Origin of the sequence: Bacillus sp. FJAT-49736 (assembly GCF_018343615.1) — a bacterium.
Taxonomy (GTDB): domain Bacteria; phylum Bacillota; class Bacilli; order Bacillales; family Bacillaceae_C; genus Margalitia.
On record NZ_JAGYPI010000001.1, the window covers coordinates 1,098,910 to 1,122,367 of the forward strand.

A 23,458-nucleotide genomic window follows, 5' to 3' on the forward strand; every position below is an offset into this window, starting at 1 on the left:
CAACAATCGGGCCAGATTGTGGAGCATCTCCTTTACAGAAATTAGATCTCTTTGCAAAATTTCAAAGGAGATTGTGAAATGATTGACAACCGGTGCTCCTTTAGAAGTGATTCAAAGTCTTCTTGGGCATGAAAAGGGCGAGACTACAAGAATTATGCTTATCTTAGTGGAAAATTAAGACATGATTTTTACAGCAATATTTTTAGTGATTGTGCTTTTTGCATGCAATGTATTTTCAATATTACCTTTTATGCTAAAATTAAGTAAACAATTAGTATCTATTCATGAATTTGGCCAGATTGTTTAGGACTGTTTTCTGTACAATTAAGGAATAACAGATGTAATAAAATCAGCAATTCCGAATGAAACGAAAATGAAGATTTACATACTAATTGAGGGCTAACCTATGGGAGGAAGTAACATGAATATTCAAAAAGTTTTCGCGGGTTTTCCAGTATTGGAATCTACGAATCTGATATTAAAAAAAATCGAAGAGGTACACTTACAAGAATTATATTCGATCTACGACAATGACAAAGTATTCAAATATTGCGGAATGATTCCAAGACATAACTTACAAACGGTAAGTAAGATGATTGGTCATTTTGATAAGGATTACGATAAAAAAAGAAGAGTCAAGTGGGGTATCTTTCAGAAGAATCAAAGTAATAAATTGGTTGGAATTTTGGAATCAATGGACTTTAACCAAAAAGTGAATATGGTAACTATTGGTTATTATTTGGCGGAAGATTTTTGGGGTAAGGGCATTGCAACTGAATCCGTTCATACGTTAGTAAAATTTTTATTTGAAGAAGTTAATATTAACAGAATTCAAGCAGAGGTGATGCCTGCAAACGAGATTTCAAAGAAAGTCCTCTTGAAAAACGGATTTATGAAAGAAGGATTGTTAAGACAAGCTTCTTTATGGTCAGACAAAGGAGTTGTTGATTTAGAAATATACAGCATACTTAAAGAGGAATACACGAATAATTAAATTTTTTAATCCATCCTCTCTTGGACGGGCTTATATGTTTTAAAGAATAGAAAGTTTTTTGCATTAGTTTATTTTCATAGAACGAACGTTATTGGACCATCCCTTTTGTATCACGTTTTCAGCCTTAGCGTACAATATTTCCGTTTATATTAATCATCCATAACGGATGACTTTACAGTATTCAACAAACGGGCGCTATGATGGAATAAGCGTCTTAATATTTTTTTGGGATTATATAAATTCAAACGGAGAGGCAAGAAAACAATATAATAATTTGAAAATGGCATTTTTGAATAACAAAAATGGGCGGATAAATGAATACACCGACTATAAGGAACAATTTGTACAAGGAATTTATAACCAGAGGAAACAAATGCTAGATTAACGGAGCTGAATAATATAGATATTTCAGCTTTTTTGTTGTGCTAAAAGGGCAGGTTATTTTAACAATGATTATACTTACGGACTTAAAAAATGTCTTCAAAACAGAAATAAGGAATCGCTGTTTCGATTCCTTATTTTTGCTATTTATTTGCTTTATTTATGACACTAAGTGAATTGTTAAGAGCTGTTTTGCACTTGTTGGCATTATGGTTGGATGAGCGAACCGATGCTAATACTATGTCAATCGTTCCATCAATTTTCGTCCAAGTAGTACCATCGATTTTCCTAAGTCTTGGCTCCGATGAATCCCATTTAGTTTCTAAAACGTCTGCTTCTTGTTTTATGGAAGCAAAATCATTGGAGTTTATATTCTTTAACATATCATTTTCAATAGTGGAAAATTCCGTCAATTGTCCACTTAATGTTGTTGATGAACTAATTTTTGATCCTGATTTATTTGCACCGTTTAATACACTCAGTGAATTACTTAGTGCAGTTTTTGATTTATTGACATCAGGATTGGATGAACGAACTGATGCTAATACTATGTCAATGGTTCCATCAATTTTCGTCCAAGTAGTCCCATTGATTTTCCTTAGCTTGGCTTCCGATGAATCCCATTGAGTTTCTAAATTGTCTGCTCCTTTTTTAGCAGCGGTAAAGTTATTTGAGTTTACATTCTTTAACATATCATTTTCAATTGTAACAAAACCGGTTAATTGTCCACCTAATGTAGCTTGTGAATCAATGGTTTCCGATACAATACTATTACTGCGCCATGTATAACCTCCTATTCCAACTACCAAGAAAATACATAGGGTCACAATAGTTTGTGTCAAAACGTTTTTCTTGATTACATTTGTTTTATTTGTTTCTGTTGTTTCAATTTTTCTATTTATATCAATTTTTGTAACGGCAAGAAAAACGATTATCGCCAAGATGGCTACAAGAAAAATAACACTCGTTACGGTTGTTCCCAAACCTAAACCACCATTAACTTTTGGCTGGGATAAGTAATCTCCTAATGAAGCTCCGAGTGGACGAGTAAGAATATACGCAATCCAAAAAGATAAAATTCCATCAAGTTTCATTTTAAATGCTAAGAAGATACAACCTATGATAAGGATAACCGTTATTCCTGTTTTAAAATAGCCGAAACCTAGTTGTTCGGAAAATAAATCTCCGACTGCTGTTCCAAGGGCAAAGGTGAAAAGAATGGTTAGCCAATAGAAAAGTTCTCGTTTTCTTGTGAAAATGGAGTGTATCGAAAGTGTTTTTTCGCTAAGATACCAAAAAAGAAAAGTTAATCCTAACAAAACAGAGAAAAAAGCTGTACTAAACTCAAGAGGTATTCCCATTCCGTCTGTCACATTATCCGTTACTAATGTTCCAAATACGCTTATAAGGACAACGGTTGTCCAATAAATGGCAGGAACGTATTTAGTTGTTCTGAATTGAAAAAACAATATTATAAAAAACGCTACCCCCATAAGAATGGTAGTAAGAGTTAACCCAAACCCAAGGTTAAAATTTAGGAAATCTGCAAATGTTTCTCCGACCGTTGTACATAAAATTTTGATTATCCAGAAGAAAATAGTGACTTCTGGTACCTTATTAAGTAAAACTTTTAATTTACTTTGGTTATCTTGCATACATATTTCCTTTCTTTGTGTTGGCTTCCAACAACATTATTTTTTTGCTTCAATAAATAAGGAAAACTTTGTTCACTCTATTGTAGTCACTATAAATTTTAGAATTCAAAATAGTTTCTAGACGCATATTTAACAATTGGGGAACTATGGGATACAGATAGCCTCTTAATTTTTTATCCAAAACCACCTCGATCTTAATATAATTTTTAAAGAAAGACATTAAAATAGACTAATACATAAAAGGAAAAGTTCAAATCTATTTAAGGAGTATGAAATACTAATTTAATATCTATGAGGATCAATGCTTTTTTAGTTGAAGTTTCTATTGTACGAAAGGGGCAGGTTAGTTTAACAAGTACAGCTGATAAAATAGCAATATAAGATTCCCAAAAAGGGGTAGGTATTATGGAGAATTTTCCGTTGCTAATTGATGTTTTACCTCAACTCGCAAACAAAATTAGAGACTACTTTATTGGTAAAATGGAATTTGAATTAGCAAATCAAATTGATAATTTGCAAATAAAAGAACTTTGCGATTGCGGTGACCCAGATTGTGGTTCATTTTATCTTTCTCAGTATGTTGAAACTGAGGATAAACTTGAAGGATTTTCATTTGAAGGAATAGGAACCATCGAAGTTTATGAAGGTAAAATCGGCTTTATTGAAATTTTTCCAAGTAATTTTGGTTATCAAATACGTTCAATATTAAAGCAAACTAATTTACTTTATTAAGCTAATAGGTGCTATTGTTAAGCTAGGTGGTGCTAGTATAGTTCCGTGGACACAACTTAGTTAAGTGCTAAAATAGAACAACGAAAGGTTGTGTCCATATGGGAAACAAAAATACAGGCAAAAAATATAATGAAGATTTTAAAAAAATGGTCGTTGATTTATATAACTCTGGTAACTCAGCTAAAGATTTAAGTAGCGAATATGGCGTTTCTGAAGTAACTATTTATACATGGATTAAGAAGTTTTCACCTATGGAAACAGAGGATGGAACATCAATTACCTCTGATGAGATTGCCAAAATGAAAAAAGAAATGCTCCGTCTCCAGGAAGAAAATGAAATCTTAAAAAAGGCTATGGCCATATTTGCGAAAAAGTAAAAACAACTGAGTTGATAAAAGTAATTGTAGATCTTCAAGACCAACATGACACACAAACACTGTGTGGTGTACTTGGTATTGCCAAAAGCACCTTTTACCAGTCATTCAAAAAAACAGAGTCTAACCGTGAACGTGAGAACAAACAACTAACGAAAAGAATCAAAGAGATTTATAGAGAAAGTAAAATGCGTTACGGCGCGCCTAAAATTCACAACCTCCTAGAAAAAGAAGGATATAATGTGAGTGTGAAGCGTGTACAACGGTTAATGAAGGCCGCTGGCCTTTTCTCCATTGTAAAGAAGAAATTTCGTCCTCAATCTAGTAAAACGAAGGTGATGGAGCGTGAAAACCTGCTAGATCAAGACTTTACTACCTCTACTATCAATGAAAAATGGGTTGCTGATATCACATATATAAACACGCTGAGAGACGGTTGGTGTTATCTTGCTTCCGTCATGGATTTGCATTCTAAAAAAATCGTTGGATATTCATTTGGACGTAAAATGACGACTGATTTGGTAATAAGTGCTTTAAATAATGCTTTGGATACTCAACATACAAGAGAAGGGTTAATCCTGCATTCCGATTTAGGTTCCCAGTATACCAGTGAAGATTTTCAAAAGCTTTGCGAAACAAGAAAGATAAAACAATCCTTCAGTAAAAAGGGCTGCCCATATGATAATGCCTGTATAGAATCATTTCATGCCATTTTAAAGAAGGAAGAAGTCAATCATGTTACCTATTTAGACTACAAAACTGCGAATCTAGCAATATTTCAATTTATCGAAGGTTGGTATAACCGTAAAAGAATTCACAGTGGTTTAGACTACAAAACACCACAAGATATTGAAGATCAAACAAAAACAGCATAAAGCTTGTGCAGCTCAAACCTAGCTGGATATCCACCGCACTCATGGTTTTACATGGAGTGGAGGGCATGATAGCTTTGATGGCATTGCCAAGTTTTATGAAAGCTGGCTTATTGGCTGGAAAGTCATACCCGCAGAGGCTCCATGTCAAACTAGCACGATACAAACAGCTTACATCTTAATAATCACAAAGACTTAACTTTTTTGTGTCCAAGATATTGACTCAAATCCAAGGGGTGTTTAATTGAAACAATTCGATGCAGTTAAAATTACAAAAGATAATCCTATTGAAGGTATTTATAAAGGGCAAATTGGTTCAATTTTAGAAGTTTACGATGATAATCACTTCGAAGTAGAGATAAGTGATAGTAATGGAATAACGATATTCTTAGGTGCATTATCACGAGATTTTCTTGAGGTTGTTGTTTAACAAACGGGGGCAAGAGTTGAAGATTCAATGTTGATCAGCAACTCTTTTTTCTTATTCGACTAACGGGGCAGTTTAGTTTAACAATAAATTATTGAATACTGAAACTTTTTTAAAAATATTCCGTATAATCGAGAGGGATCTTTTCTGGCAATTTAAAATAGTTGATACAGTTAATTACTTTATTGCCATAGACAATTTATGTGTCTTCATATACTAAAAAGCAGTTTGATAGAATCAGGTGAAAACAATAATGTATAACAATATTATGACAAAAGTTAAAAAATTATTAGCCTTTTTATTTATTGCAAGCATCCTTGTTGGTGTTTCATATCTTATTGTGTTCAAAGTTTCATTTTTACCAAATGGATATGAAATTGAAGCAAAACAAAAAGATAGTGTATCGCTAATATCATTCAATTTGTTAGGGAACGAGAAAGAAATAATCACTCAATCCTTTTCTGAAAATGACGCTTGGAAGATTGATTATATTGAATATGAAGTGAATAGACAGAAGGACTCATTATGGATGTTGTTTTCTTTTGTAACTATATCAATAGTTTTATTCGTTTATAAGGTTCGTAACGGATTGAAATTATGGAAAGCAATCTTAGAAAGTCACATTATTTTTTCTGCTTTGTTACCGTTACCTCAACTTATTAACTCATTGAATAGGATATTTGATTTAATTTCCTGATTATTCAACTAAACCAGCTAATAGTTTGTCAACATTTTTCTATAAAAAGCTTAATAACCTCATGATATACTAAAAATGTCCATGCCAAATAACCTTCCTCATGTCTTTCATTGGAAGGTTTTGTTGTATTTAGTTAGATATAGGTTCTAAGCTATATCTTGGAAAGTGGTTCTGCTTTTTAGTAAGGCATAAATCCAATGTAAGAGTTTGTTTACGCATGCAATAATCGCTACTCTAAAGGGTTTTCCTTCTTCTCGTTTCTTATCATAAAACTCTCGTAGTCTTTTATTGCGTGCTATGATCTCGTCTGTTGTTTTCTTCTTACGGGAATCACGAATACCACTTTGAACAGCCATATACAGGGCATGACGAAGTCTACAAGAGCCTCGTTTGGTAATTCGATTTACTGATGCAGTAAACTTACCAGAAGAAAAAACACTTGAATCCACTCCAGTGAATGCAACGAGCTTTTTGGCATTATTGAACCGATCTATCTCACCAATCTCGGAAATAATCGTGGCGGCGATTTTCTCCCCAATTCCAGGGATAGACTGGAGTATATGATATTCTTCAATTTCTTTAGCGAGGGCATCTATTTCATCTGCAATTTTAGATAGATGCTCTTGGTATTGAAGAACAATCTTAACTAATAACTCAAGATTAAAAATATTACTCTCGTACAGGTTGTTTTGAAACGGGTTACGAAGGGCTGCTTCCCTTAATTTTTTAGCCTTTTCGTTTGCCCATGTATCTGAACGACTCATACATAGCGAAGCTATTTTCTCTGTAATTTCTTTTTCACTCACGCTTAACACTGCTTCTGAAGTAGGAAATGCTAATAATGTAAGCAATGAGACCTTTGAATATAAGCTTTCAAAGACTCCTCTATATTCAGGAAATACTTGATCCAAAAGGGTATGCAGCTGTATTTTAGTCTGTGCTGATACTTCGGCAATACTTTCTTGTTGTCTTGTTAGATTACGAAGGTTTAATAGTTGAATTCCTCTTTTTTTATAAGGCTCTAACTCTTCTTTATAAAACAGTTCGCAAAGGTGATAAGCATCAACTGCATCTGTTTTTACCTTCCGTAAACTTGAACTTTTGGCTCGATGTGAGATAAGAGGATTGACAACAATATAAACATAATTTTGCTCCTCAAGAAATTGAATTACAGGAAAATGATAGTGTCCTGTTGATTCTAAAACGACCGAAGGTTGATGACCTCCAGCTGAACTCTCTACTTCATGAAGGAACTCTAATAAACTACCTAAACCATCAGTATTGTGTTTGATACTAAAGCTCTTACGATATGGTTTGCCTTTATCTAAAAATGCTTGAACCTGACTTTCACCTTTTGAAACATCCAGACCAATGACTGGATTCATAATCAAATCTCCTCCTCTGTAAAACAACAATTGTCGGTATCCCCTAAGGCTTCTTGTAATGTCATAGGTTCGCTTGTTAAACGGGATCCTTGTCCCAACCAGCCTGAAACATGTATATACAAGTAGGGGGTGAACAGTTTAGTTGACGGGATCGAGTCCCACGGGTGCGACATTCTACCCCGACTACCGTTATAATAAGACCATATAGAAAAAGGTCAACCAGAAATATCTGGCTAACCTTATATTACGATCGGGTGCAAGAGTTAAAGATCCACCTGCCAAATTGGTGGCTTCTTCTTATTCGACTAACGGGGCAGTTTTGTGGAAAAAGGAATTTTGAATTTTGTATAGAAAATATTACCTATTATGGAGGATAATTAGTCGAGAATTACGAAAATGCATTATTCACTCTCTTGATTACATATCATTAGTTTTGTAGATATTCTGTAAAGGGGGGGAGATTAAATGGATGCAGTGGATGCTGTTTCGGGTCTTATACTTCTCGCGGTCATAGTTTTTTTAATATCGAGAGTAGCAAACTTTTTTAAGAATACAACAAATCAATTAGCAGAGATAAATAAGAAATTGGACGAGATAAATAGTAAGAAAGAGTAAATTTGTGAACTAATGCACTTCAACTATAGGGTGCGTTAGTTCACTAAGACAATAAAATCAAACAGAACTTCCAGTTTTATAGAAATTCTGTTTTTACTTAAATAATCAACATTAAACTTTGACAGAGCCTTTATATTAAGAAGGGATGAGCTCTCTCACTTTATCAGCAAAATCCTTGCCAAATTTCCAGCAGCGATCTTCATCTTCACCATCGGGTACTAAATCTATTTTCAAGCCATCCAATACAACCTTTGCCCCAAGCTCATGTAATTTCTCGGTGATCAAATCAACCGCTACACAAAAGGTATCCTCATAGAATGTATCCCCGGAGCCAAATACTGCTGTAATTTTCCCAGCAAGATTCACCCGTTCCATATCTTCATAGAATAACATGAAATCATCGCCAATTTCTCCACCTTCATATGTATAAGATCCTAAGAGAACCGCATCATATTTCAGCATTTCTTTCGGTTTCGTACGAAGAGCTTCTTTTACGGTTACTTTGAAGCCTTCTTCTTTTAAGGCTTGTTCCAGTATTTCCGCAATAACCTCTGTATGACCTGTCATAGAAGCATAAATAATTAAGATTTTTTTCATGGAAAACCCTCTTTTTCAATGAAATAAGACGTTATTATTTTATCATTTCTTCAGAGGGATTCATGCTTTCTAGAAAAATGTTCAAGATATTGTAGAAAGTAAAGGCTCTTTTCTTAATCCCTGTAGCTTTTTCAAACGAAAATCTTAATAAATACTTAAACATTGGTGATGAATGAATAACTATTTTAAAAGGCATAATTTTATAAATTCTGGTGCATGAACTAAAAAAAGTTTTTCAGGAAGGGTAAGTCTCTTCCCGAAAAACTTTTTCTTTTTATCGACGATTCATATCTGCAGGATTTGAACCTTTACGTTCATTGCGGTTTAGTTTGTTAATGTCAGCCATTTCATCCGCCGTTAATTCAAAATCAAATACATTGAAGTTTTCTTCGATTCTGGAAGGTGTAACGGATTTCGGAATAACAATGGAATTGTTTTGCAAGTGCCAGCGTAATACTACTTGTGCAGGTGTTTTCCCATGTGCTTGTGCAATTTTCTGAATGGTTTCATCCTTTAATACTTCTCCACCTTGCTGTAGCGGGCTCCAAGCTTCAAGGAAAATATCATGCTTAGCGCAGAATTCTTTTAATTCTGTTTGTGAAAGATATGGATGGCATTCTACTTGGTTAAGGACAGGTGTTACTTCGCATTCAGATAAGAGACGTTCCAGATGCTCTATATTAAAGTTACAAACACCAATCGCTTTTACACGGCCATCATGATAAAGTTTTTCTAATGCTTTATATGTATCAACATATTCATCATATTGAGGAGTTGGCCAATGAATTAAGTATAAATCTACATAATCAAGACCTAATCTTTCCAAGCTTTCATCGAATGCACGGAGTGTATTTTCATAGCCTTGATCACTATTCCAAACCTTTGTTGTGATGAATAGCTCTTCACGAGGTACAGTTGATTGCTTTAGTGCTCCTCCAACACCTTTTTCGTTTTGGTAAATCATAGCGGTGTCGATGGAACGATAACCAACCTCAAGTGCTTTAGCCACTGCATCGGTTGCTTCGTCGTCCTTCACTTGCCAAACGCCAAAGCCAAGCTGCGGCATTTTAACGCCATTGTTCAATGTAACAAAATTCATCCAACATCTCTCCTTATATACAATGTGGTCCTGCAAGGCTCTTCTCATAAAAATGGTTGTTGCTTATGCAGAGGAACATCTTAATGAATGATACTCATTTTATATAGATGCACCTTTATAGTGGATTGCTAAAAACAACAAACCATACGGAAACGCTTCTTGCAAAATCTGTATTTAGGATATCAATTTTTAAGAGTTCTTTCAATTAATCAGACTTACGTAATAGGGAATACAAAGAGAATATGCCATTAGATTCTTGGATTTCCCTTAGCATTGTAAACAAAGAAATTTTCTTTACCCATTTATTTAATTTGTTCTATACATTCTAGAACAAATTTGTTATATTATATGTAGAACAAAAGAGGTGAATAACCATGTTTATACAAATTGAACCTCAATCCGATATCCCTATTTATACACAATTATCGAATCAGATAATAGAAGGAATTGCAAAAGGGGATATAAATCCTGGGGATTCCTTGCCTTCTGTAAGATCATTGGCCGCGGACCTGGGAGTGAATATGCATACGGTGAACAAAAGCTACCATGAACTGGAGAAAAAGGGGATCATCCGTATTGTACCAAAATCAGGTGCAGTCATTCAGTTTCCCATGTCCATTACGGAGGGGGATTCATTATACGGACAACTCTTGGCGGAATTAAAACCGAGGATTGCAGAGGCATTGGTAATGGGGTTGGATCAGAAGCAGGTTCACACTCTAATTGAAAACATCATAAAGGATTTGAAAGGCTAAAATGTACACATGAAAGAGGGGAAGAGAAATGGCACTGATCATTCCTTTAGTCGTTACGCTTGTTATCATAATTATTCAAACACTGCTTCCATATATTGTGAAACGGACAGTGGTATTCGGAGTTTCGATCCCAGATCCATTTGTGAAGGATGAAAAGCTATTATCGTTTAAAAAGTGGTATTCATTTCTTGTAGTTTTGATTTCCATTATTGGATTAGCTTTTTATCTTATCTGGTATTTGAATGGAAATCCACCGGAAGAAACCATTGTGTTGACAGGATTGGCATTAACATTCGGAATAATGTTGGTTAGCATGTCTTTATATTTTTATTTTCACGCAAAAACAATGCAACGGAAAAAAGAACAAAAATGGGTTGAAAATGTTAAACAAGTAAAAGTAACGGATATAAGTATCCGAACAAAGGACGAAATGCTCCCTTGGTATGTATTCCTGTTACCAGTAATTATAACGCTTGGAATGTTAATTTACACAGCACTACAATATCAACATTTGCCGGAGCAAATTCCAACTCATTGGGGACCTAATGGAAAACCTGATGCTTTTACAGACAAGACACCGTTTTCTTCTGTATCCTTGCTTCTTATGTTATTAGTAATGCAGCTAATGTTCTTAGGAATTATGGAATCAACCAAGAGGTCAGGTATTAAGATTAATGCAACTAATCCAAGTGCGTCAAAAATTCGCCAGCTTGCTTTACGTAAATATTCAAGCTGGATGATGTTTGTTATCAGTTTTCTAATTACGGCGTTATTTTCCTATTTTCAAATAACCACTATTCATACGTTTTTAATGGATGATGCCTATGTGATGGCAATTCCGCTTATTTTCTTAATATTAGTATTAATAGGGACTATCATTTTTGCCATCAAAGTTGGTAAGACAGATAAAAGTCCGGAATTTCAATCCGTTGCTGGAGTAGCAGATTTAGAAGAGGATGAGGAATATTGGAAGGGCGGACTCTTTTATTTTAATAAAAATGATCCATCCATTTTCGTGGAAAAACGATTCGGAGTGGGCTGGAGTATCAACTTCGCTCATCCAATCGGCTATGTTATCATATTTGCACCAATCATCATCATACTGTTAATAGCGATCCTATCTTAAAAAAAGTGCCAGGCACACAGATATTTATCTGTTGCCTGGCACTTTTGGTATAAGGAAGGTGATGAGACCGATGATGATGGCAACGATGCTTACAGTCATGCCGATTAGGAGGCCGAAACCGCGCATAAAGGTATCTTCACCAGGATAAAGCGGCGTTAAATTCATTTTTTGATAGTAAAAATAGATAAATAATAGGACATAAATCGATTGTCCAATTAATATAGCATACAAGCGTTTTAATAATGGCTGTTGAAAGCTTTTCCGAATATAAACCCAAGCAAACACACTTATCACTGGTGATAGGACGGTAAATATGCTTGTTGAAAATGGGATGAAAAGTACACCTAATGCAGTAATGGTTATAAGAATAATATTAATAACCAAAATAGTGCCACCTGCTGTTAATGGTGATCGAAAACACCATTTGGATTTAAAGTGAATTCCTATAGTATTAATACTAAAGAAGGATAAAATGAGTGCTATTAATAATAATAAAGTAAATGACATTAATTAGTACCTCCAATTACATAGAATATCTATGTAGTGTAATAAAAAAATTAGAGACCATGAACGATCCCAATTTTAAATGCAAACTTACTAAGCGGATAAAAAAGAATGGTTACCAGAACACAAAGAGAAATAAACAATGGATTAAGCATAGGTGAAAAGACATCTGCAGGAATTACCTTACTTATGACACCTGTCATTAGTAAAATATTTGGAATGGACGCTTTCATTAAAGATGTATTAACAACCTTTTTTCCGTTCGGACCATAATGTTTTCCAATCGAGTATCCTAAGTAAAGCCAATATAATGAATACAAAAGGAGAATAGGGAATGACCAGTTAACCATGAAATCCCAAATATTCCGGAATAATATCAAGTTTGATTCATGACTTACAATGGTTACGACTACACCACCTATAAAGAATAACCAATTTAACAGTATGAAATTTCGGATCCTTACTGGCTGCTTAGGAACAACGAAGCTTTTAGCAAAGATAAAAGGATCACCCAATTGCTGAAGCATTTCCTTCGTTGCAAATTTTTCGGATATTCCCACTAACATTTTTTCTCTAATTCCATCCTCGATATGTGCCGCAATTTCATTACAGATGTCATTTGCATCCGGATGATCATGTAGCGCGGTTCTTAGATTTCTCAAATATTCGAGTTTAACATCTTCCATATTTAATCACCTAACACTTTTGTCATAACTCCAACAAATTGGTTCCATTCCTTCGCTTTTTGATAGAGAGCATCTTTACCGGCTTTGGTTATCCGGTAATATTTACGGGAAGGACCTTTTTCTTGTTCTAACCAATAAGCATCTATGTAACCTTTTTCCTCTAATTTCTTTAGTGCAGGATATAGTGTGCCTTCCTTCACATGAAATGCGTCATCACTGCGACGCTCCATTTCCTTCGCCAGCTGATACCCGTACATATCTTGCTCATCCAATAAGTGAAGTAAAAGAAGAGAAGTACTGCCTTTCACTAATTCCCGATTGAACAAACAAATCACCTACCTAGAAATAAGATGTATATAAATAGTATTACCATAATCATGCACGAATGGCAATCTATGAAATAAATTTTTTGAAGAAAAATCAACCAATAGTGTATAATATTCAAAAGCTTTCGGTAATTAGAAAGGAAAGATGATGGGGGATAAAATGGAGAAAATAAAAACGAAGTTCAAAATAGAGGAAGAAGCATTAAGGAACTGGGAGGCAATTGCCGTACCGGACGTAGAATTGTTTTTCTTTGAAACGATAAAACAAATACAAGAGTTAATGCCACTAGGTACTCTTATTATTCCGAGGCATGAATTTAATAATCATAGAAGCTATCAAGCAATGGATATAAATAATAGCTACCAGTTATGGGGTGTATCGAACAGCGGAAATTATGTTTGTGTTCTTCCTCCGGTTTTATTTCCGACCATTGGCAATGAGAAGAAAAAAGCCATATTAAAAATCCAGAAAAAATTAAACAGAGGATTGATTTATCCATGGACTTTAGTGGAGGAAGTACTAAAGGAGTTACCACTTTCTAAAGAAGATAAAACGAGGAATCTGATGAAGCCTTACATTTTCGATGTAGATGGGGAGACATGTGTAGCATTTCAAAAGGAAATGTGGTGCCAGGCACCACAAATTCTCAGATGGAAAATGTTAATGAAGATTGCAGAGTCTTATATAGATGAAATACCGGAAGTAGAGGAAGCATTTTTGAGTCCGTTTTTAAGAAAATATTCGAATCGTTTTCCGGCCATAAATGGTCCAAATTGCTTTGCTGCCGCTTTAGCTGCTGCAACCGAAGACGTGCAGGCAAGCGAATGGATTATCAACCAATGGATACATCCCGATACATTTCTGTTGGGTTTGGAAATGAGAGGGTATAAGGAATTGGAATGTGAATTGGACCAACTGGAACCAAAGGATATATTAGTCTGGAAAAATCAAAATGCAGCGTTCATCCATGCGTCCTTTCATTTGGGAAAGGGTCTATTTTTCAATAAGGATGGACAAACATTTTTCAATAGATGGCAGATTATTAGTGAAGCGGACTTATATAGGAGCTGGGGAAGCAAAAATCTTAGTGTTTTCAGATGTAATTAGAGATTGCAAGAGTAGAAATAATGGAGGGAGCAGTTTTGTAAAAGCTACCCCTTCAGAAAATCGAGGAAATCAATATGAATATCACTTTAATAAAAGCAACGGAAATAGATGCACAAGCAATATTTGATCTCCAGGTGAAGGCTTTTATGCCCCTATTAGAAAAATATAAAGATTATGGCACAAACCCTGCGAATGAAACCGTAGAAAGAGTGCTAAGCAGAATAAACGATCCAAATGGTAGCTATTACAAAATTATTGGAGACGAGCAGTTGGTAGGAGCTATTCGTGTCCATTGGAAGGTTCAACAAACACAATTATGGATAAGTCCTATTTTCATAGACCCAGATTTTCAAGGAAAGGGAATCGCTCAAAAGACGATCCTCTTAATGGAAAAAATGAACCCAGAAGCGATAACTTGGGAACTATCCACTATTCTGGAAGAGAAACGAAATTGTCATGTATATGAAAAGCTTGGTTTCGAGCTAACGGGAATTTCCAAGAAAATTAATTCCTTGATGACTCTAGTAGATTATAAAAAAAGCATGGAGAAAGGTAATACAGATGATCATTAAAAAAATGCATGAAACGGATATTAGTGTGGTTGCTCATTTTATTGCACAAATCAATCAAGAGCCTAACAGCCATATTGGTTATTGTGGTACAGACAAGGAAGAGATTGAAAAGTACTTAATGGAAGAATTAACGGATGTTTCAGCTTGGGATAGTTTTATTACTGCATGGGAAAATAATAGCTTACTAGGCATAATTGGTTTTGATGCAGACATCGAAAGCAAAAGCATAGAGGTTTGGGGACCATTCATAAAGGAAACACACTGGAATATTGCATCTTTAATGTGGAATGAATTGCTAATTCTGCTTCCAGATGAAATCGATAAAGTAAATCTTTTTCCAAATAAAAAGAACCATCACTGTCTTCAATTTGCAAGTGAACAAAACTTTCAATTCCTAAGCGAGCAAACTATTTTGAAGATAAATAGGCAGGAAAATAATAAGTCTCCAGTTCTACCAGAATTAACACTGGAATATGATAAAGAATTTTCAACCCTGCATCAGGAAGCATTCCCATCTACCTATTATACTAGCGAGCAAATTTTGGCACGAAGGAACGAGCATAGAAAAGTATTTATCACAACAGAACAGGGTGAGCTATCAGGTTATATTTATGTGGAGGCGGAACCCGAATTCGGAGAGGCAAGTATTGAATTTTTTGCCGTGAAAGAGCAATTTAGGGGAAAGGGAATTGGAGGTAAATTATTAACTACCGCATTACAGTGGTTATTCCGATTCGAAACAATTAACTCTGTTACGCTATGTGTCAATTCTAAGAATGAAAAAGCGATCCGTTTATATGAAAAGGTTGGTTTTGAGGTAATGCATGAATTATGTTTTTTTAGTAAAAAAATGAATTAGGAATTAACCATATTTCAATCGGAAAATTGCTTGAAGCTTCAAATTCCTATAATATTAGAACTATTAAATTGGAGAATGGAGAACTGAACATGATCAATAAAATTGGACAAATAATGCTATATGTAAATGATCAAGAGGAGTCAGTGAAGTTTTGGACAGAGAAAGCTGGATTTACACTAATTGCGGAACAAGATAATGGGCAAGGATTCAAATGGTTTGAAATTGCCCCCACGAAAGATTCGCAGACAACTATCATCCTTCATAATAAGCAGTTGGTAGCGGAAATGTCTCCGGAATTAAATTTAGGAACACCGTCCTTGATGTTTTTCTCAGAAGATTTGGAGGCATTGTATAAAGATTTCACAGATAAGAATATTACGGTTGGAGAAATGGTTCAAATGCCATCCGGAAAAGTGTTCAACTTTGCGGACAATGAAGGAAATTATTTTGCGGTTTTGGAAAACAAATAAAAAAGCTAAGCCTCGCATTTTGGATCAGCGGGGTTTTTATTATGAAGGGGTGTAAGCTTTGTATCCGCGGGCAAATACATTAGGAATATTGATACATAACAATCAAATTCTTTTAGAAGAACAATATGGAATACATTCGAGGGGAACAGGTACCTTTTATCGCCCGATTGGCGGGACCATCGAACTTGGCGAAAGGTCAGAAGAAGCACTGGTTAGGGAATATAAAGAAGAGATACAAGCAGATATTTTCGTTATCCAATATTTAACATGCATTGAAAATATCTATAAAATAGAGGAGAATATTGGGCACGAAATAACGCAAATACATTTAGTCGAATTTAAGGATAAAGGTTTGTATGAAAGAGATTCCTTCCTGGTAACGGAAGGAGATAAAATAACGAAAGCCGTTTGGATTTCAATAAAGGATGTTCTGAATAGCGATATGATAGTATACCCAAATGGATTGCAGGAATTGTTAGAGGAAGTAATTTTTTGACCTATTCAGGACCATTTACTTGAATATGTTTTTGTTATAGACCTAAAATAATGTAGTTGAGACTACATAATAAGGAGTTGTTTTCGTTGGCACAATCATTAAATGGGAAAGTGGCATTTGTTACAGGTGCTGGTAAAGGTATTGGCCGGGCGGTCGCGGCAGCATTAGCCAAGGAAGGAGTAAATGTCGGACTGTTGGCTCGTACGGAAGAGACACTGAAAGAAGTTGCAGCTGAGCTGACGACATTAGGTGTAAAAACTGCCTATTCAACAGTAGATGTATCCTCCAAAGAACAAGTGGATAAAGCAATCAAGGCGCTAACAGATGAGCTTGGCACAGCAGATATTTTAATTAATAATGCTGGAATTGGAAGTTTTGCATCGTTACTAGATATGGATCCGGAAGAATGGAAGAGAATCATTGATGTGAATTTAATGGGAACATATTATGTAACACGTGCCGTGCTTCCTCAGCTTATTGAAAAAAATGGGGGAGACATTATTAATATTTCTTCCACCAACGGCTTAAATGGAGCAGCTACTTCTAGCGCATACAGTGCATCAAAATTTGGAGTAATTGGTCTAACTGAATCGTTAGCTCAGGAAGTACGCCGTAACAATATTCGTGTAACAGCCTTAACACCAAGCACAGTAGTTACAGAGCTTGCCAAAGAAAGTAATTTAATTACGAAAAATGAAGAGAAGTATATTCATCCAGAGGATATTGCAGAATTCATTGTCTCTCAATTAAAGTTAAATCCGCGTGTTTATGTAAAAACAGCAAGCTTATTAGGGACAAATCCATATTAATCGAATGTAAATGAAAATGAGCGAAAATAATAATAACGGGTTCGGTTGATTGGGAGAAAACTGCTATTAACTATGTGAACCAACAAGCTAATTAACATATATTTCAACAGTAATTTGGTAATAAAAATGGAAAGTAAAAACGCTCAGATTTTTCTGAGCGTTTTTTGATACTTTTTACCGAAATAAACTAAGAGAAGCGAGAGAAAAACAGAGGAGGTCAAAAACATACAGTATGTGTTTGCATTAAAATATTGCTTGTTAACGTGTATGGACATAAAAGAAGTGATGCTATCAATATACTGCCAGTCTATAAAACCAAAATCTTTTTTGTATGTTTCTGCTAAAACATTTTTATATCTTAGAAATGAACTCCTTTGATAAAGAATTGAAATCACCAAGTGAATGAAGGTAGCTAGAATTCCAACTAATAATACAACAGGCTTAGTATTATGATAATTAAAAATTTTTGTCCATAAATATACTAGACAGCAAAACATAATAACAATAATACCCAATAATAAAAATGCTGGGTTCCCATTCCCTGATGTTTTACCAGGTTCGGGATTCATTAAATTACATAACCAAAATATCGGTATCACAATGATGATTATTCCTATTACGAAAAATATTTTTCTTTTTATAAAAAGCCACCTCCATATCCCTTTATTCGTCTAGCCTACTTCGTTTCAGAACATCATTACATATTTTATAAATATTTTAACACGAATTCTCCAATTCCATTTTAAAAATAAGGTCGCTTGATATAGGGAACTACCTTAGATAACCCAATCCACAATAGTTTTAGCATGGGTTTTAACAACACCGCATAAATTTATGCGGTGGCATCAATTTGTATGCGTATTGAAGTATTAATTATTATGTTAAATTCGTTTAATTGTTGTTATAGCAACAAAAAGGGGGACACCAATTCATATACGAATTGTGTCCCCAATTAAGTTGTTAATTAACATTCTTTCCCAATACCCGAACCCGTTAAAATAATAATCGCTCGTTTTTATTTTGGAACAATATCCATTAGCTTACTGCCAATGAATGGATCCTTTTTATTTCCTCTCCCAAGGAATCCAATGCTTCGTGCAATGAGAAATTGAGCGGAATAATAAGTTATCATGATGAGGACATCGGAATACGATATTGGATTTACAAACTTGTTCCAGGACAGAATGGAATCTGAGATCACAAATAGTATACTTCCCATTATAGCGAGTGGATTTCCAGTCATAATAGCCAACCAAGCCATGAAAGAAATGACGATAATATAAATGATGACTGGGATGATTAACGCATTATTTCCGTCTTGTATACAAGCCATAATAATTTTCCTACCTATAATGAAGGCATAGGCAGCAAGTGGTAGGATGGCTGCAAAACGCAGTGCAGAATATCTCCACTTGCGAAGGAAGGCGGCAATGTAAAAAAGATGGCCGATAAGAAAGGCAGTTAGGCCAATAATAAACCAATAAATCAAACCATCACCAAGCATACAACAAAATAAACCGAGAAGGAGAATCCAAAAAGTTTTTGTTTTTTTTGCTGGAATCTGTAGATATCCGTACCAGATAATTAACCACATAGGTATCAGCTTGAAGAGAATTTTAACAAGAAGGGGTTGCTCAGGAATAACAAAGATATACAGTAAACCTGTTATTAGGATGCAAATAGGCAATACAATTTTTTTCATCGGCAATTCCTCTTTTACTTTTAAAATTGATTGATAATTCTTGATATTATATTATCATACAGCCATGATTATGGATGTATTTTTGAAGATGTTTATTTTGTTTATAGTGGAGGAAGGAATTGTCTTCTTGAATGGAGTATTTTAAGTTGGTTCTTACAATGTATGTGTTAGTTATCATAAACCAATTGAAAATAATGCCGGACACCAGTTCCGTTTTCTGTGTCAAAATGGTTTAAATTTGTATGTTTGAGGACAAAGGTCCGTTATTTTGAAAAAACAATTATTCTTGTGTATTTTTTCCTATTTAACGGAACCTGTGGAGCTCTGTCAAGAAAGTGGACACCTAAATAGCGAAATATAGTGCTTGGCTTGTCTTAACTTTTTCAAATTATAGATGATACCGTGGAAGCGTCAAGCCCAAACCGCTTGACCCTTCCACGGTATCATCTGGCTAGTCGCTAAGTTAAGACAAGCCACCAAACTGCCTATCACTAATTAGGCAGAAATCTCCTTATAATATTTTTGCGCATATCCAACAGGAGATAAATATCCTATAGATCCATGTATTCTTTTACGGTTGTAAAAAAACTCAATATAACGGTAAATTTCAGTGTATGCTTGTTCCTTTGTTTGGAACTTTCGACTTTGAATTAATTCTTTTTTTAGAAGACTAAAAAATGCTTCTGCACAGGCATTGTCATAACAATTTCCTGTTCGACTCATACTAGCTTCCATTCGGTACTCCAGAAGTTGATCACGATAGTCTTTGGATGCATACTGAGTTCCACGATCCGAATGATGAAGCAAGCCTTCGGCTGGTTTTTTTGATTCATAAGCGTCCTTCAATGCGTCCATTACTAACTGGGTCTCCATGTGTCCGTAAAGACGCCAACCAACAATTTCACGTGTAAACAAATCAAGAATACTAGCTAAATATAAGCGACCTTCCCGACAGGGAATATAGGTAATATCGGCAACCCACACCTTGTTTGGGGCGGAAGCAGTAAAGTTCTGATTCAATTTATTTGAGGCGATAGGATAATCATGATTCGAATTAGTCGTAGTTACCTTGAATATCTTAGAGACACATGATCGTAGCCCTAATTCTTGCATGTACTTGCTAACAGTACGCTCATTGATAGTGTAATCCTCATCCTGTAGGAGCTTTGTGATTTTAGGGCTGCCATATATTTTATCTGAATCATGATAATGAAAAACAATACGATCTTTAACTTTATTCCTTCGCATTTCTTGTTGGCTCGGCTCATGATTCCTCCACTTGAAATAACCGCTCGGAGACACCTCTAAAACTTTACACATCTTCGTCACCGAAAACTCCGAACGATGGTTTTCAATGAATTCAAACCTTATGGTTTTGGACTGCTGAAGATGTGCACCGCCTTTTTTAAAATAGCTAGTTCTTCTTCGGTATTAGCTAATTTCCTATCTTTTTCTTTTAATTCACGTTCTTTATCTCGGAGCTGTTGTTCTAACTTGTTTAGACGTTCTTCAATTGCAATAGGTTCATTTTCAAATACTCTATATTTTGTCATCCAGTCATGAAGACAGCTTAGTGGAATCTTCAATTCATCAGCAATATCTGACATTGTCTTCTTTTTCTGTTGCTCTTGTGCAAACTTGACTGTTTCACGTTTAAATTCATCACTATATCTTTGACGTTGTTCACCCATGGAAACCCTCCTAATTATTATCATCATATCCAAATATGACTTTCGTTAAAGGGGTGTCCACTTTTTATTCTAGTTTCACTGTGTCCTCTTAACCTGTAAAATAGGTTGAATTTATACAAATAACGGAACCTCAGTCCTCTTAAGAGGTAAAAAATTGATGTAAGTTTGTTCCTAATTATTTCACCTTTAAAAGCTGCAAAATCATGCTTTGCTGTTGGTTTGCTTGGGCCATCATACTCATCGCCACTTGTGCAAGAATGGATTGCTTTGTAAATTCCATAATTTCTTTTGCCATATCTGCATCTCGGATTCGGGATTCCGCTGCGGTTAAATTCTCTGCGGTGTTTTCTAAGTTGTTGATGGTGTGTTCAAGTCGATTATGATAAGCACCTAGCCTTGAACGTTGGGAGGAAACTATTTTGATAGAATTATCGATTTTTTCTATTGCGTTTGAAGCACTTTCACTTGTTGATAGATCAAGTGTTCCTTTTGTCGTATAACCTGTTCCGGATCCAGTTAATCCAATTGCAGCTGCCCTCATATCCGCCATTTCAATGGTCATCGATTGCCCAGCATTTGCACCAATCTGTATAGAAAAGGATTTTTTAGAGCCGTCGAGTAGCTTCATAGTATTATAATCTGTGTCTTTGCCAATACGGGTTATTTCCTCTGTAAGCTGATCGATTTCCTGTTGGATAGCATCAAGATCTTCGGCATTATACGTTCCATTTGCTGCTTGAACAGAAAGCTCTCGCATTCGCTGAAGGATGGCATGTGTTTCATTCAATGCTCCTTCCGCTGTTTGAATCATGGAAACGGCATCTTGGGCATTTCTGGAAGCTTGATTTAATCCGCGTATTTGTGCTCGCATTTTTTCTGAAATTGCTAGTCCTGCTGGATCATCTGCGGCACGATTAATTCTCAATCCGGAGGATAATCTTTCCATCGCTCGACTTTGTCCAAGCAGAGCTCGATTATACATTCGAAATGCATTCATAGCTGCAATATTATGGTTAATGATCATCTCATGTCATTCATTGTCAGATGGTTCTTTTGTAATGAATTAATTTCGATTAAAGTAAGTTCCATCTCGACTCAGGAATTTCCCTCCTTTATCAAATATTGGTATCTCTTTTTATATCGGTTGGTAAATATGGAATATTTAACTTATTTATTTGAACTTGTGACATTTTAAATCGGTTTACGTCTATTTTTTTAAATAGTAAGAGAAGGGGGAGGCAAATGTTAACTAACAAGGCGAAATATCTACTTTTCTATTTTTTTATTTTGATATTTTTGTTGTCATTTACAGGATGTAGTGAAAATAGAGGCAATGGGATCCGAAGTGTAACATTTGAAGGACAAACGATAATTGGTGTATCTATTTCACGGGTGGGAGAAAGTATGCTGGATATTAAGAAACCTCATATTTTTTACACACAAAAAGACACAGCTGAAATTCAACTATTTGCTAATGCAATCAAACGGGCTAAAAAAATAGATGGTGTAGTGGATGTGACCACGCCTGATTATTTGCTTACGCTAACATTTGAAGATAAAACAAAATCAAATTATTGCTTGTGGATAGGAAAAGACGGTGGTTCTATTATGAAGGAAAAGGATACACATACAATGTATATTTTGCCGCATACCATTATAAAAGAAATGAGGAAATACGTAGAAAAGGAATAGGATTGAAAGTTTATGAAGGAATAATGAAACCTTTACTGAATATAAACAAACAAGGAATCAATGGGAAGGCTGTGAAGATTGATGATAGAAGAAAACAATGAGAGTTCCATTTTAGGTGAAGTCATTGCGGTTAGTTTAAGTAAACATCACACATTCAGTAAGGAAAATCAAGAAAGTATAAAATTAGTGAAGGAATTGGGAGTTGAAGGTGATGCACACTTTGGTTCAACGGTGAAACATCGGTCAAGAGTGGCGCAAAATCCAAATCAGCCGAATCTAAGACAGGTGCATTTAATTCAAAGTGAGTTATTCGAGGAGTTAGCTGACCGTTTTACTATTAAGCCTGGTCAATTGGGTGAAAATATTACAACTGTCGGAATAAATCTTCTTGAATTACCAACTAACACGATATTATCTATAGGTGAGTCTGCAATTATTAAAGTAACAGGTTTGCGAAATCCATGTGCTCAAATTGATCATTTCAAACCAGGTCTTTTAAAGGCTGTTTTAGATAAGGATTCAGATGGAAATCTAATAAGAAAAGCTGGAATAATGGGAGTTATATTAAAGAGTGGACGAGTGAAACAAGGTGATATAATCCGTGTTGAATTTCCTTCAAGACCATTTAAAAAACTGGAACGTGTTTAATATGTTGTATCGTGCTATAAATGTACATAAAATATAGAATTGTTAATCGAAATACGATTAACATTTTTTTATAAATTCGACAAAATCGATTTTTATGTACAGAGAAGGAGTGCAGGATATTATGTAAGTGAGAAACCTCCAATTCCCATTAATCAAATTGTTGTAGGAGACTAATTTAGGAAACTA

The 23,458-nt window shown here is 35.0% G+C and carries 28 protein-coding genes and 1 pseudogene; 18 read left to right on the plus strand and 11 right to left on the minus strand.

Annotation, left to right across the window (positions count from 1 at the left end):
* Positions 1 to 82 precede the first annotated feature (82 nt).
* The 3 genes and pseudogenes from KHA87_RS22120 to KHA87_RS22575 all read left to right on the plus strand — a co-directional run.
* Positions 83 to 204: pseudogene (locus KHA87_RS22120) on the plus strand (integrase); the annotation flags it as partial.
* 217 nt (positions 205 to 421) lie between these two features.
* Positions 422 to 994, plus strand: a complete 573-nt coding sequence (locus KHA87_RS05855; RefSeq protein WP_213093157.1) for a GNAT family N-acetyltransferase — start codon at positions 422 to 424, stop codon at positions 992 to 994.
* Between the two features lie 166 nt (positions 995 to 1,160).
* Positions 1,161 to 1,379, plus strand: coding sequence for a GrpB family protein (locus KHA87_RS22575; RefSeq protein ID WP_213093158.1), 219 nt, complete (start codon positions 1,161 to 1,163; stop codon positions 1,377 to 1,379).
* Between the two features lie 139 nt (positions 1,380 to 1,518).
* On the opposite strand, the gene KHA87_RS05865 is transcribed toward KHA87_RS22575, so the two are convergent.
* Positions 1,519 to 3,030, minus strand: a complete 1,512-nt coding sequence (locus KHA87_RS05865) for a COG4705 family protein (protein WP_213093159.1) — start codon at positions 3,028 to 3,030, stop codon at positions 1,519 to 1,521.
* A 405-nt stretch (positions 3,031 to 3,435) separates the two neighbouring features.
* On the opposite strand from KHA87_RS05865, the gene KHA87_RS05870 reads away from it, so the two are divergent.
* From KHA87_RS05870 to KHA87_RS05885, 4 genes are all read left to right on the plus strand, one after another.
* On the plus strand, positions 3,436 to 3,762 hold the full coding sequence (locus tag KHA87_RS05870) for a hypothetical protein (protein ID WP_213093160.1): 327 nt from the start codon (positions 3,436 to 3,438) through the stop codon (positions 3,760 to 3,762).
* Positions 3,763 to 3,860: 98 nt separating this feature from the next.
* A protein-coding gene (locus tag KHA87_RS05875; protein ID WP_213093131.1) for an IS3 family transposase occupies positions 3,861 to 5,011 on the plus strand; the annotation gives its coding sequence in 2 pieces (ribosomal slippage) (positions 3,861 to 4,101 and positions 4,101 to 5,011; 1,152 coding nt in all).
* A 241-nt stretch (positions 5,012 to 5,252) separates the two neighbouring features.
* Positions 5,253 to 5,438 carry a DUF4926 domain-containing protein gene (locus KHA87_RS05880; protein WP_213093161.1) on the plus strand — a complete coding sequence of 62 codons (186 nt, stop codon included), beginning with the start codon at positions 5,253 to 5,255 and terminating at the stop codon, positions 5,436 to 5,438.
* Positions 5,439 to 5,688: 250 nt separating this feature from the next.
* Positions 5,689 to 6,132: a hypothetical protein gene (locus KHA87_RS05885; RefSeq protein WP_213093162.1), complete on the plus strand. Its 444-nt coding sequence runs from the start codon at positions 5,689 to 5,691 to the stop codon at positions 6,130 to 6,132.
* A gap of 146 nt (positions 6,133 to 6,278) precedes the next feature.
* Here the strand turns inward: KHA87_RS05885 and KHA87_RS05890 are convergent, their stop codons facing one another.
* The gene (locus KHA87_RS05890; RefSeq protein WP_213093163.1) at positions 6,279 to 7,517 is read right to left on the minus strand and encodes an IS110 family RNA-guided transposase; all 1,239 of its coding nucleotides are present in this window, start codon (positions 7,515 to 7,517) and stop codon (positions 6,279 to 6,281) included.
* Positions 7,518 to 7,982: 465 nt separating this feature from the next.
* Between KHA87_RS05890 and KHA87_RS05895 the strand changes: the two genes are divergently transcribed.
* Positions 7,983 to 8,132 (plus strand): hypothetical protein, encoded by a 150-nt coding sequence (locus KHA87_RS05895; protein WP_213093164.1) that lies wholly within the window; start codon positions 7,983 to 7,985, stop codon positions 8,130 to 8,132.
* A 135-nt stretch (positions 8,133 to 8,267) separates the two neighbouring features.
* On the opposite strand, the gene KHA87_RS05900 is transcribed toward KHA87_RS05895, so the two are convergent.
* Both KHA87_RS05900 and KHA87_RS05905 read right to left on the minus strand, forming a co-directional pair.
* The gene (locus tag KHA87_RS05900) at positions 8,268 to 8,729 is read right to left on the minus strand and encodes a flavodoxin (protein WP_213093165.1); all 462 of its coding nucleotides are present in this window, start codon (positions 8,727 to 8,729) and stop codon (positions 8,268 to 8,270) included.
* 274 nt (positions 8,730 to 9,003) lie between these two features.
* A complete protein-coding gene (locus KHA87_RS05905; RefSeq protein ID WP_213093166.1) occupies positions 9,004 to 9,828 on the minus strand; it encodes an aldo/keto reductase in 825 nt (274 codons plus the stop codon).
* Between the two features lie 374 nt (positions 9,829 to 10,202).
* Here KHA87_RS05905 and KHA87_RS05910 point away from each other — a divergent pair, with 374 nt between their 5' ends.
* Complete coding sequence (locus KHA87_RS05910) at positions 10,203 to 10,583, plus strand: GntR family transcriptional regulator (protein ID WP_213093167.1); 381 nt, start codon at positions 10,203 to 10,205, stop codon at positions 10,581 to 10,583.
* 28 nt (positions 10,584 to 10,611) lie between these two features.
* On the plus strand, positions 10,612 to 11,709 hold the full coding sequence (locus tag KHA87_RS05915; RefSeq protein WP_213093168.1) for a DUF1648 domain-containing protein: 1,098 nt from the start codon (positions 10,612 to 10,614) through the stop codon (positions 11,707 to 11,709).
* Positions 11,710 to 11,733: 24 nt separating this feature from the next.
* Here the strand turns inward: KHA87_RS05915 and KHA87_RS05920 are convergent, their stop codons facing one another.
* Genes KHA87_RS05920 through KHA87_RS05930 form a run of 3 tightly spaced genes read right to left on the minus strand, consistent with a single transcriptional unit; the run spans position 11,734 to position 13,225 of the window.
* Positions 11,734 to 12,216, minus strand: coding sequence for a hypothetical protein (locus KHA87_RS05920; protein ID WP_213093169.1), 483 nt, complete (start codon positions 12,214 to 12,216; stop codon positions 11,734 to 11,736).
* A 50-nt stretch (positions 12,217 to 12,266) separates the two neighbouring features.
* Positions 12,267 to 12,899: a hypothetical protein gene (locus KHA87_RS05925; RefSeq protein ID WP_213093170.1), complete on the minus strand. Its 633-nt coding sequence runs from the start codon at positions 12,897 to 12,899 to the stop codon at positions 12,267 to 12,269.
* Positions 12,900 to 12,901: 2 nt separating this feature from the next.
* Positions 12,902 to 13,225: a PadR family transcriptional regulator gene (locus tag KHA87_RS05930; RefSeq protein ID WP_213093171.1), complete on the minus strand. Its 324-nt coding sequence runs from the start codon at positions 13,223 to 13,225 to the stop codon at positions 12,902 to 12,904.
* A gap of 160 nt (positions 13,226 to 13,385) precedes the next feature.
* Here KHA87_RS05930 and KHA87_RS05935 point away from each other — a divergent pair, with 160 nt between their 5' ends.
* From KHA87_RS05935 to KHA87_RS05960, 6 genes are all read left to right on the plus strand, one after another.
* Positions 13,386 to 14,333 (plus strand): hypothetical protein, encoded by a 948-nt coding sequence (locus KHA87_RS05935; RefSeq protein WP_213093172.1) that lies wholly within the window; start codon positions 13,386 to 13,388, stop codon positions 14,331 to 14,333.
* Between the two features lie 74 nt (positions 14,334 to 14,407).
* Positions 14,408 to 14,905, plus strand: a complete 498-nt coding sequence (locus tag KHA87_RS05940; protein ID WP_213093173.1) for a GNAT family N-acetyltransferase — start codon at positions 14,408 to 14,410, stop codon at positions 14,903 to 14,905.
* On the plus strand, positions 14,895 to 15,764 hold the full coding sequence (locus KHA87_RS05945) for a GNAT family N-acetyltransferase (RefSeq protein ID WP_213093174.1): 870 nt from the start codon (positions 14,895 to 14,897) through the stop codon (positions 15,762 to 15,764). The genes KHA87_RS05940 and KHA87_RS05945 overlap by 11 nt, the downstream gene beginning before the upstream one ends.
* A gap of 89 nt (positions 15,765 to 15,853) precedes the next feature.
* On the plus strand, positions 15,854 to 16,234 hold the full coding sequence (locus KHA87_RS05950; protein WP_213093175.1) for a VOC family protein: 381 nt from the start codon (positions 15,854 to 15,856) through the stop codon (positions 16,232 to 16,234).
* Positions 16,235 to 16,292: 58 nt separating this feature from the next.
* The gene (locus tag KHA87_RS05955) at positions 16,293 to 16,730 is read left to right on the plus strand and encodes an NUDIX hydrolase (RefSeq protein ID WP_213093176.1); all 438 of its coding nucleotides are present in this window, start codon (positions 16,293 to 16,295) and stop codon (positions 16,728 to 16,730) included.
* 86 nt (positions 16,731 to 16,816) lie between these two features.
* Positions 16,817 to 17,539, plus strand: coding sequence for a 3-ketoacyl-ACP reductase (locus tag KHA87_RS05960; RefSeq protein WP_213093177.1), 723 nt, complete (start codon positions 16,817 to 16,819; stop codon positions 17,537 to 17,539).
* A 1,015-nt stretch (positions 17,540 to 18,554) separates the two neighbouring features.
* On the opposite strand, the gene KHA87_RS05965 is transcribed toward KHA87_RS05960, so the two are convergent.
* The 4 genes from KHA87_RS05965 to KHA87_RS05980 all read right to left on the minus strand — a co-directional run bounded on the left by KHA87_RS05965 (position 18,555) and on the right by KHA87_RS05980 (position 21,956).
* Positions 18,555 to 19,241 (minus strand): lysoplasmalogenase, encoded by a 687-nt coding sequence (locus KHA87_RS05965; protein ID WP_213093178.1) that lies wholly within the window; start codon positions 19,239 to 19,241, stop codon positions 18,555 to 18,557.
* A 495-nt stretch (positions 19,242 to 19,736) separates the two neighbouring features.
* On the minus strand, positions 19,737 to 20,612 hold the full coding sequence (locus KHA87_RS05970; protein ID WP_349305575.1) for an IS3 family transposase: 876 nt from the start codon (positions 20,610 to 20,612) through the stop codon (positions 19,737 to 19,739).
* Positions 20,609 to 20,932 carry a transposase gene (locus tag KHA87_RS05975; RefSeq protein WP_213092305.1) on the minus strand — a complete coding sequence of 108 codons (324 nt, stop codon included), beginning with the start codon at positions 20,930 to 20,932 and terminating at the stop codon, positions 20,609 to 20,611. Before KHA87_RS05975 ends, KHA87_RS05970 begins: the two co-directional genes overlap by 4 nt.
* A 175-nt stretch (positions 20,933 to 21,107) precedes the next feature.
* Positions 21,108 to 21,956, minus strand: a complete 849-nt coding sequence (locus KHA87_RS05980) for a flagellin N-terminal helical domain-containing protein (RefSeq protein WP_213093179.1) — start codon at positions 21,954 to 21,956, stop codon at positions 21,108 to 21,110.
* Between the two features lie 218 nt (positions 21,957 to 22,174).
* Here KHA87_RS05980 and KHA87_RS05985 point away from each other — a divergent pair, with 218 nt between their 5' ends.
* Positions 22,175 to 22,624 (plus strand): YhfM domain-containing protein, encoded by a 450-nt coding sequence (locus KHA87_RS05985; protein WP_213093180.1) that lies wholly within the window; start codon positions 22,175 to 22,177, stop codon positions 22,622 to 22,624.
* A gap of 81 nt (positions 22,625 to 22,705) precedes the next feature.
* The gene (locus KHA87_RS05990; RefSeq protein ID WP_213094256.1) at positions 22,706 to 23,272 is read left to right on the plus strand and encodes an MOSC domain-containing protein; all 567 of its coding nucleotides are present in this window, start codon (positions 22,706 to 22,708) and stop codon (positions 23,270 to 23,272) included.
* The last annotated feature ends 186 nt before the right edge of the window (positions 23,273 to 23,458 follow it).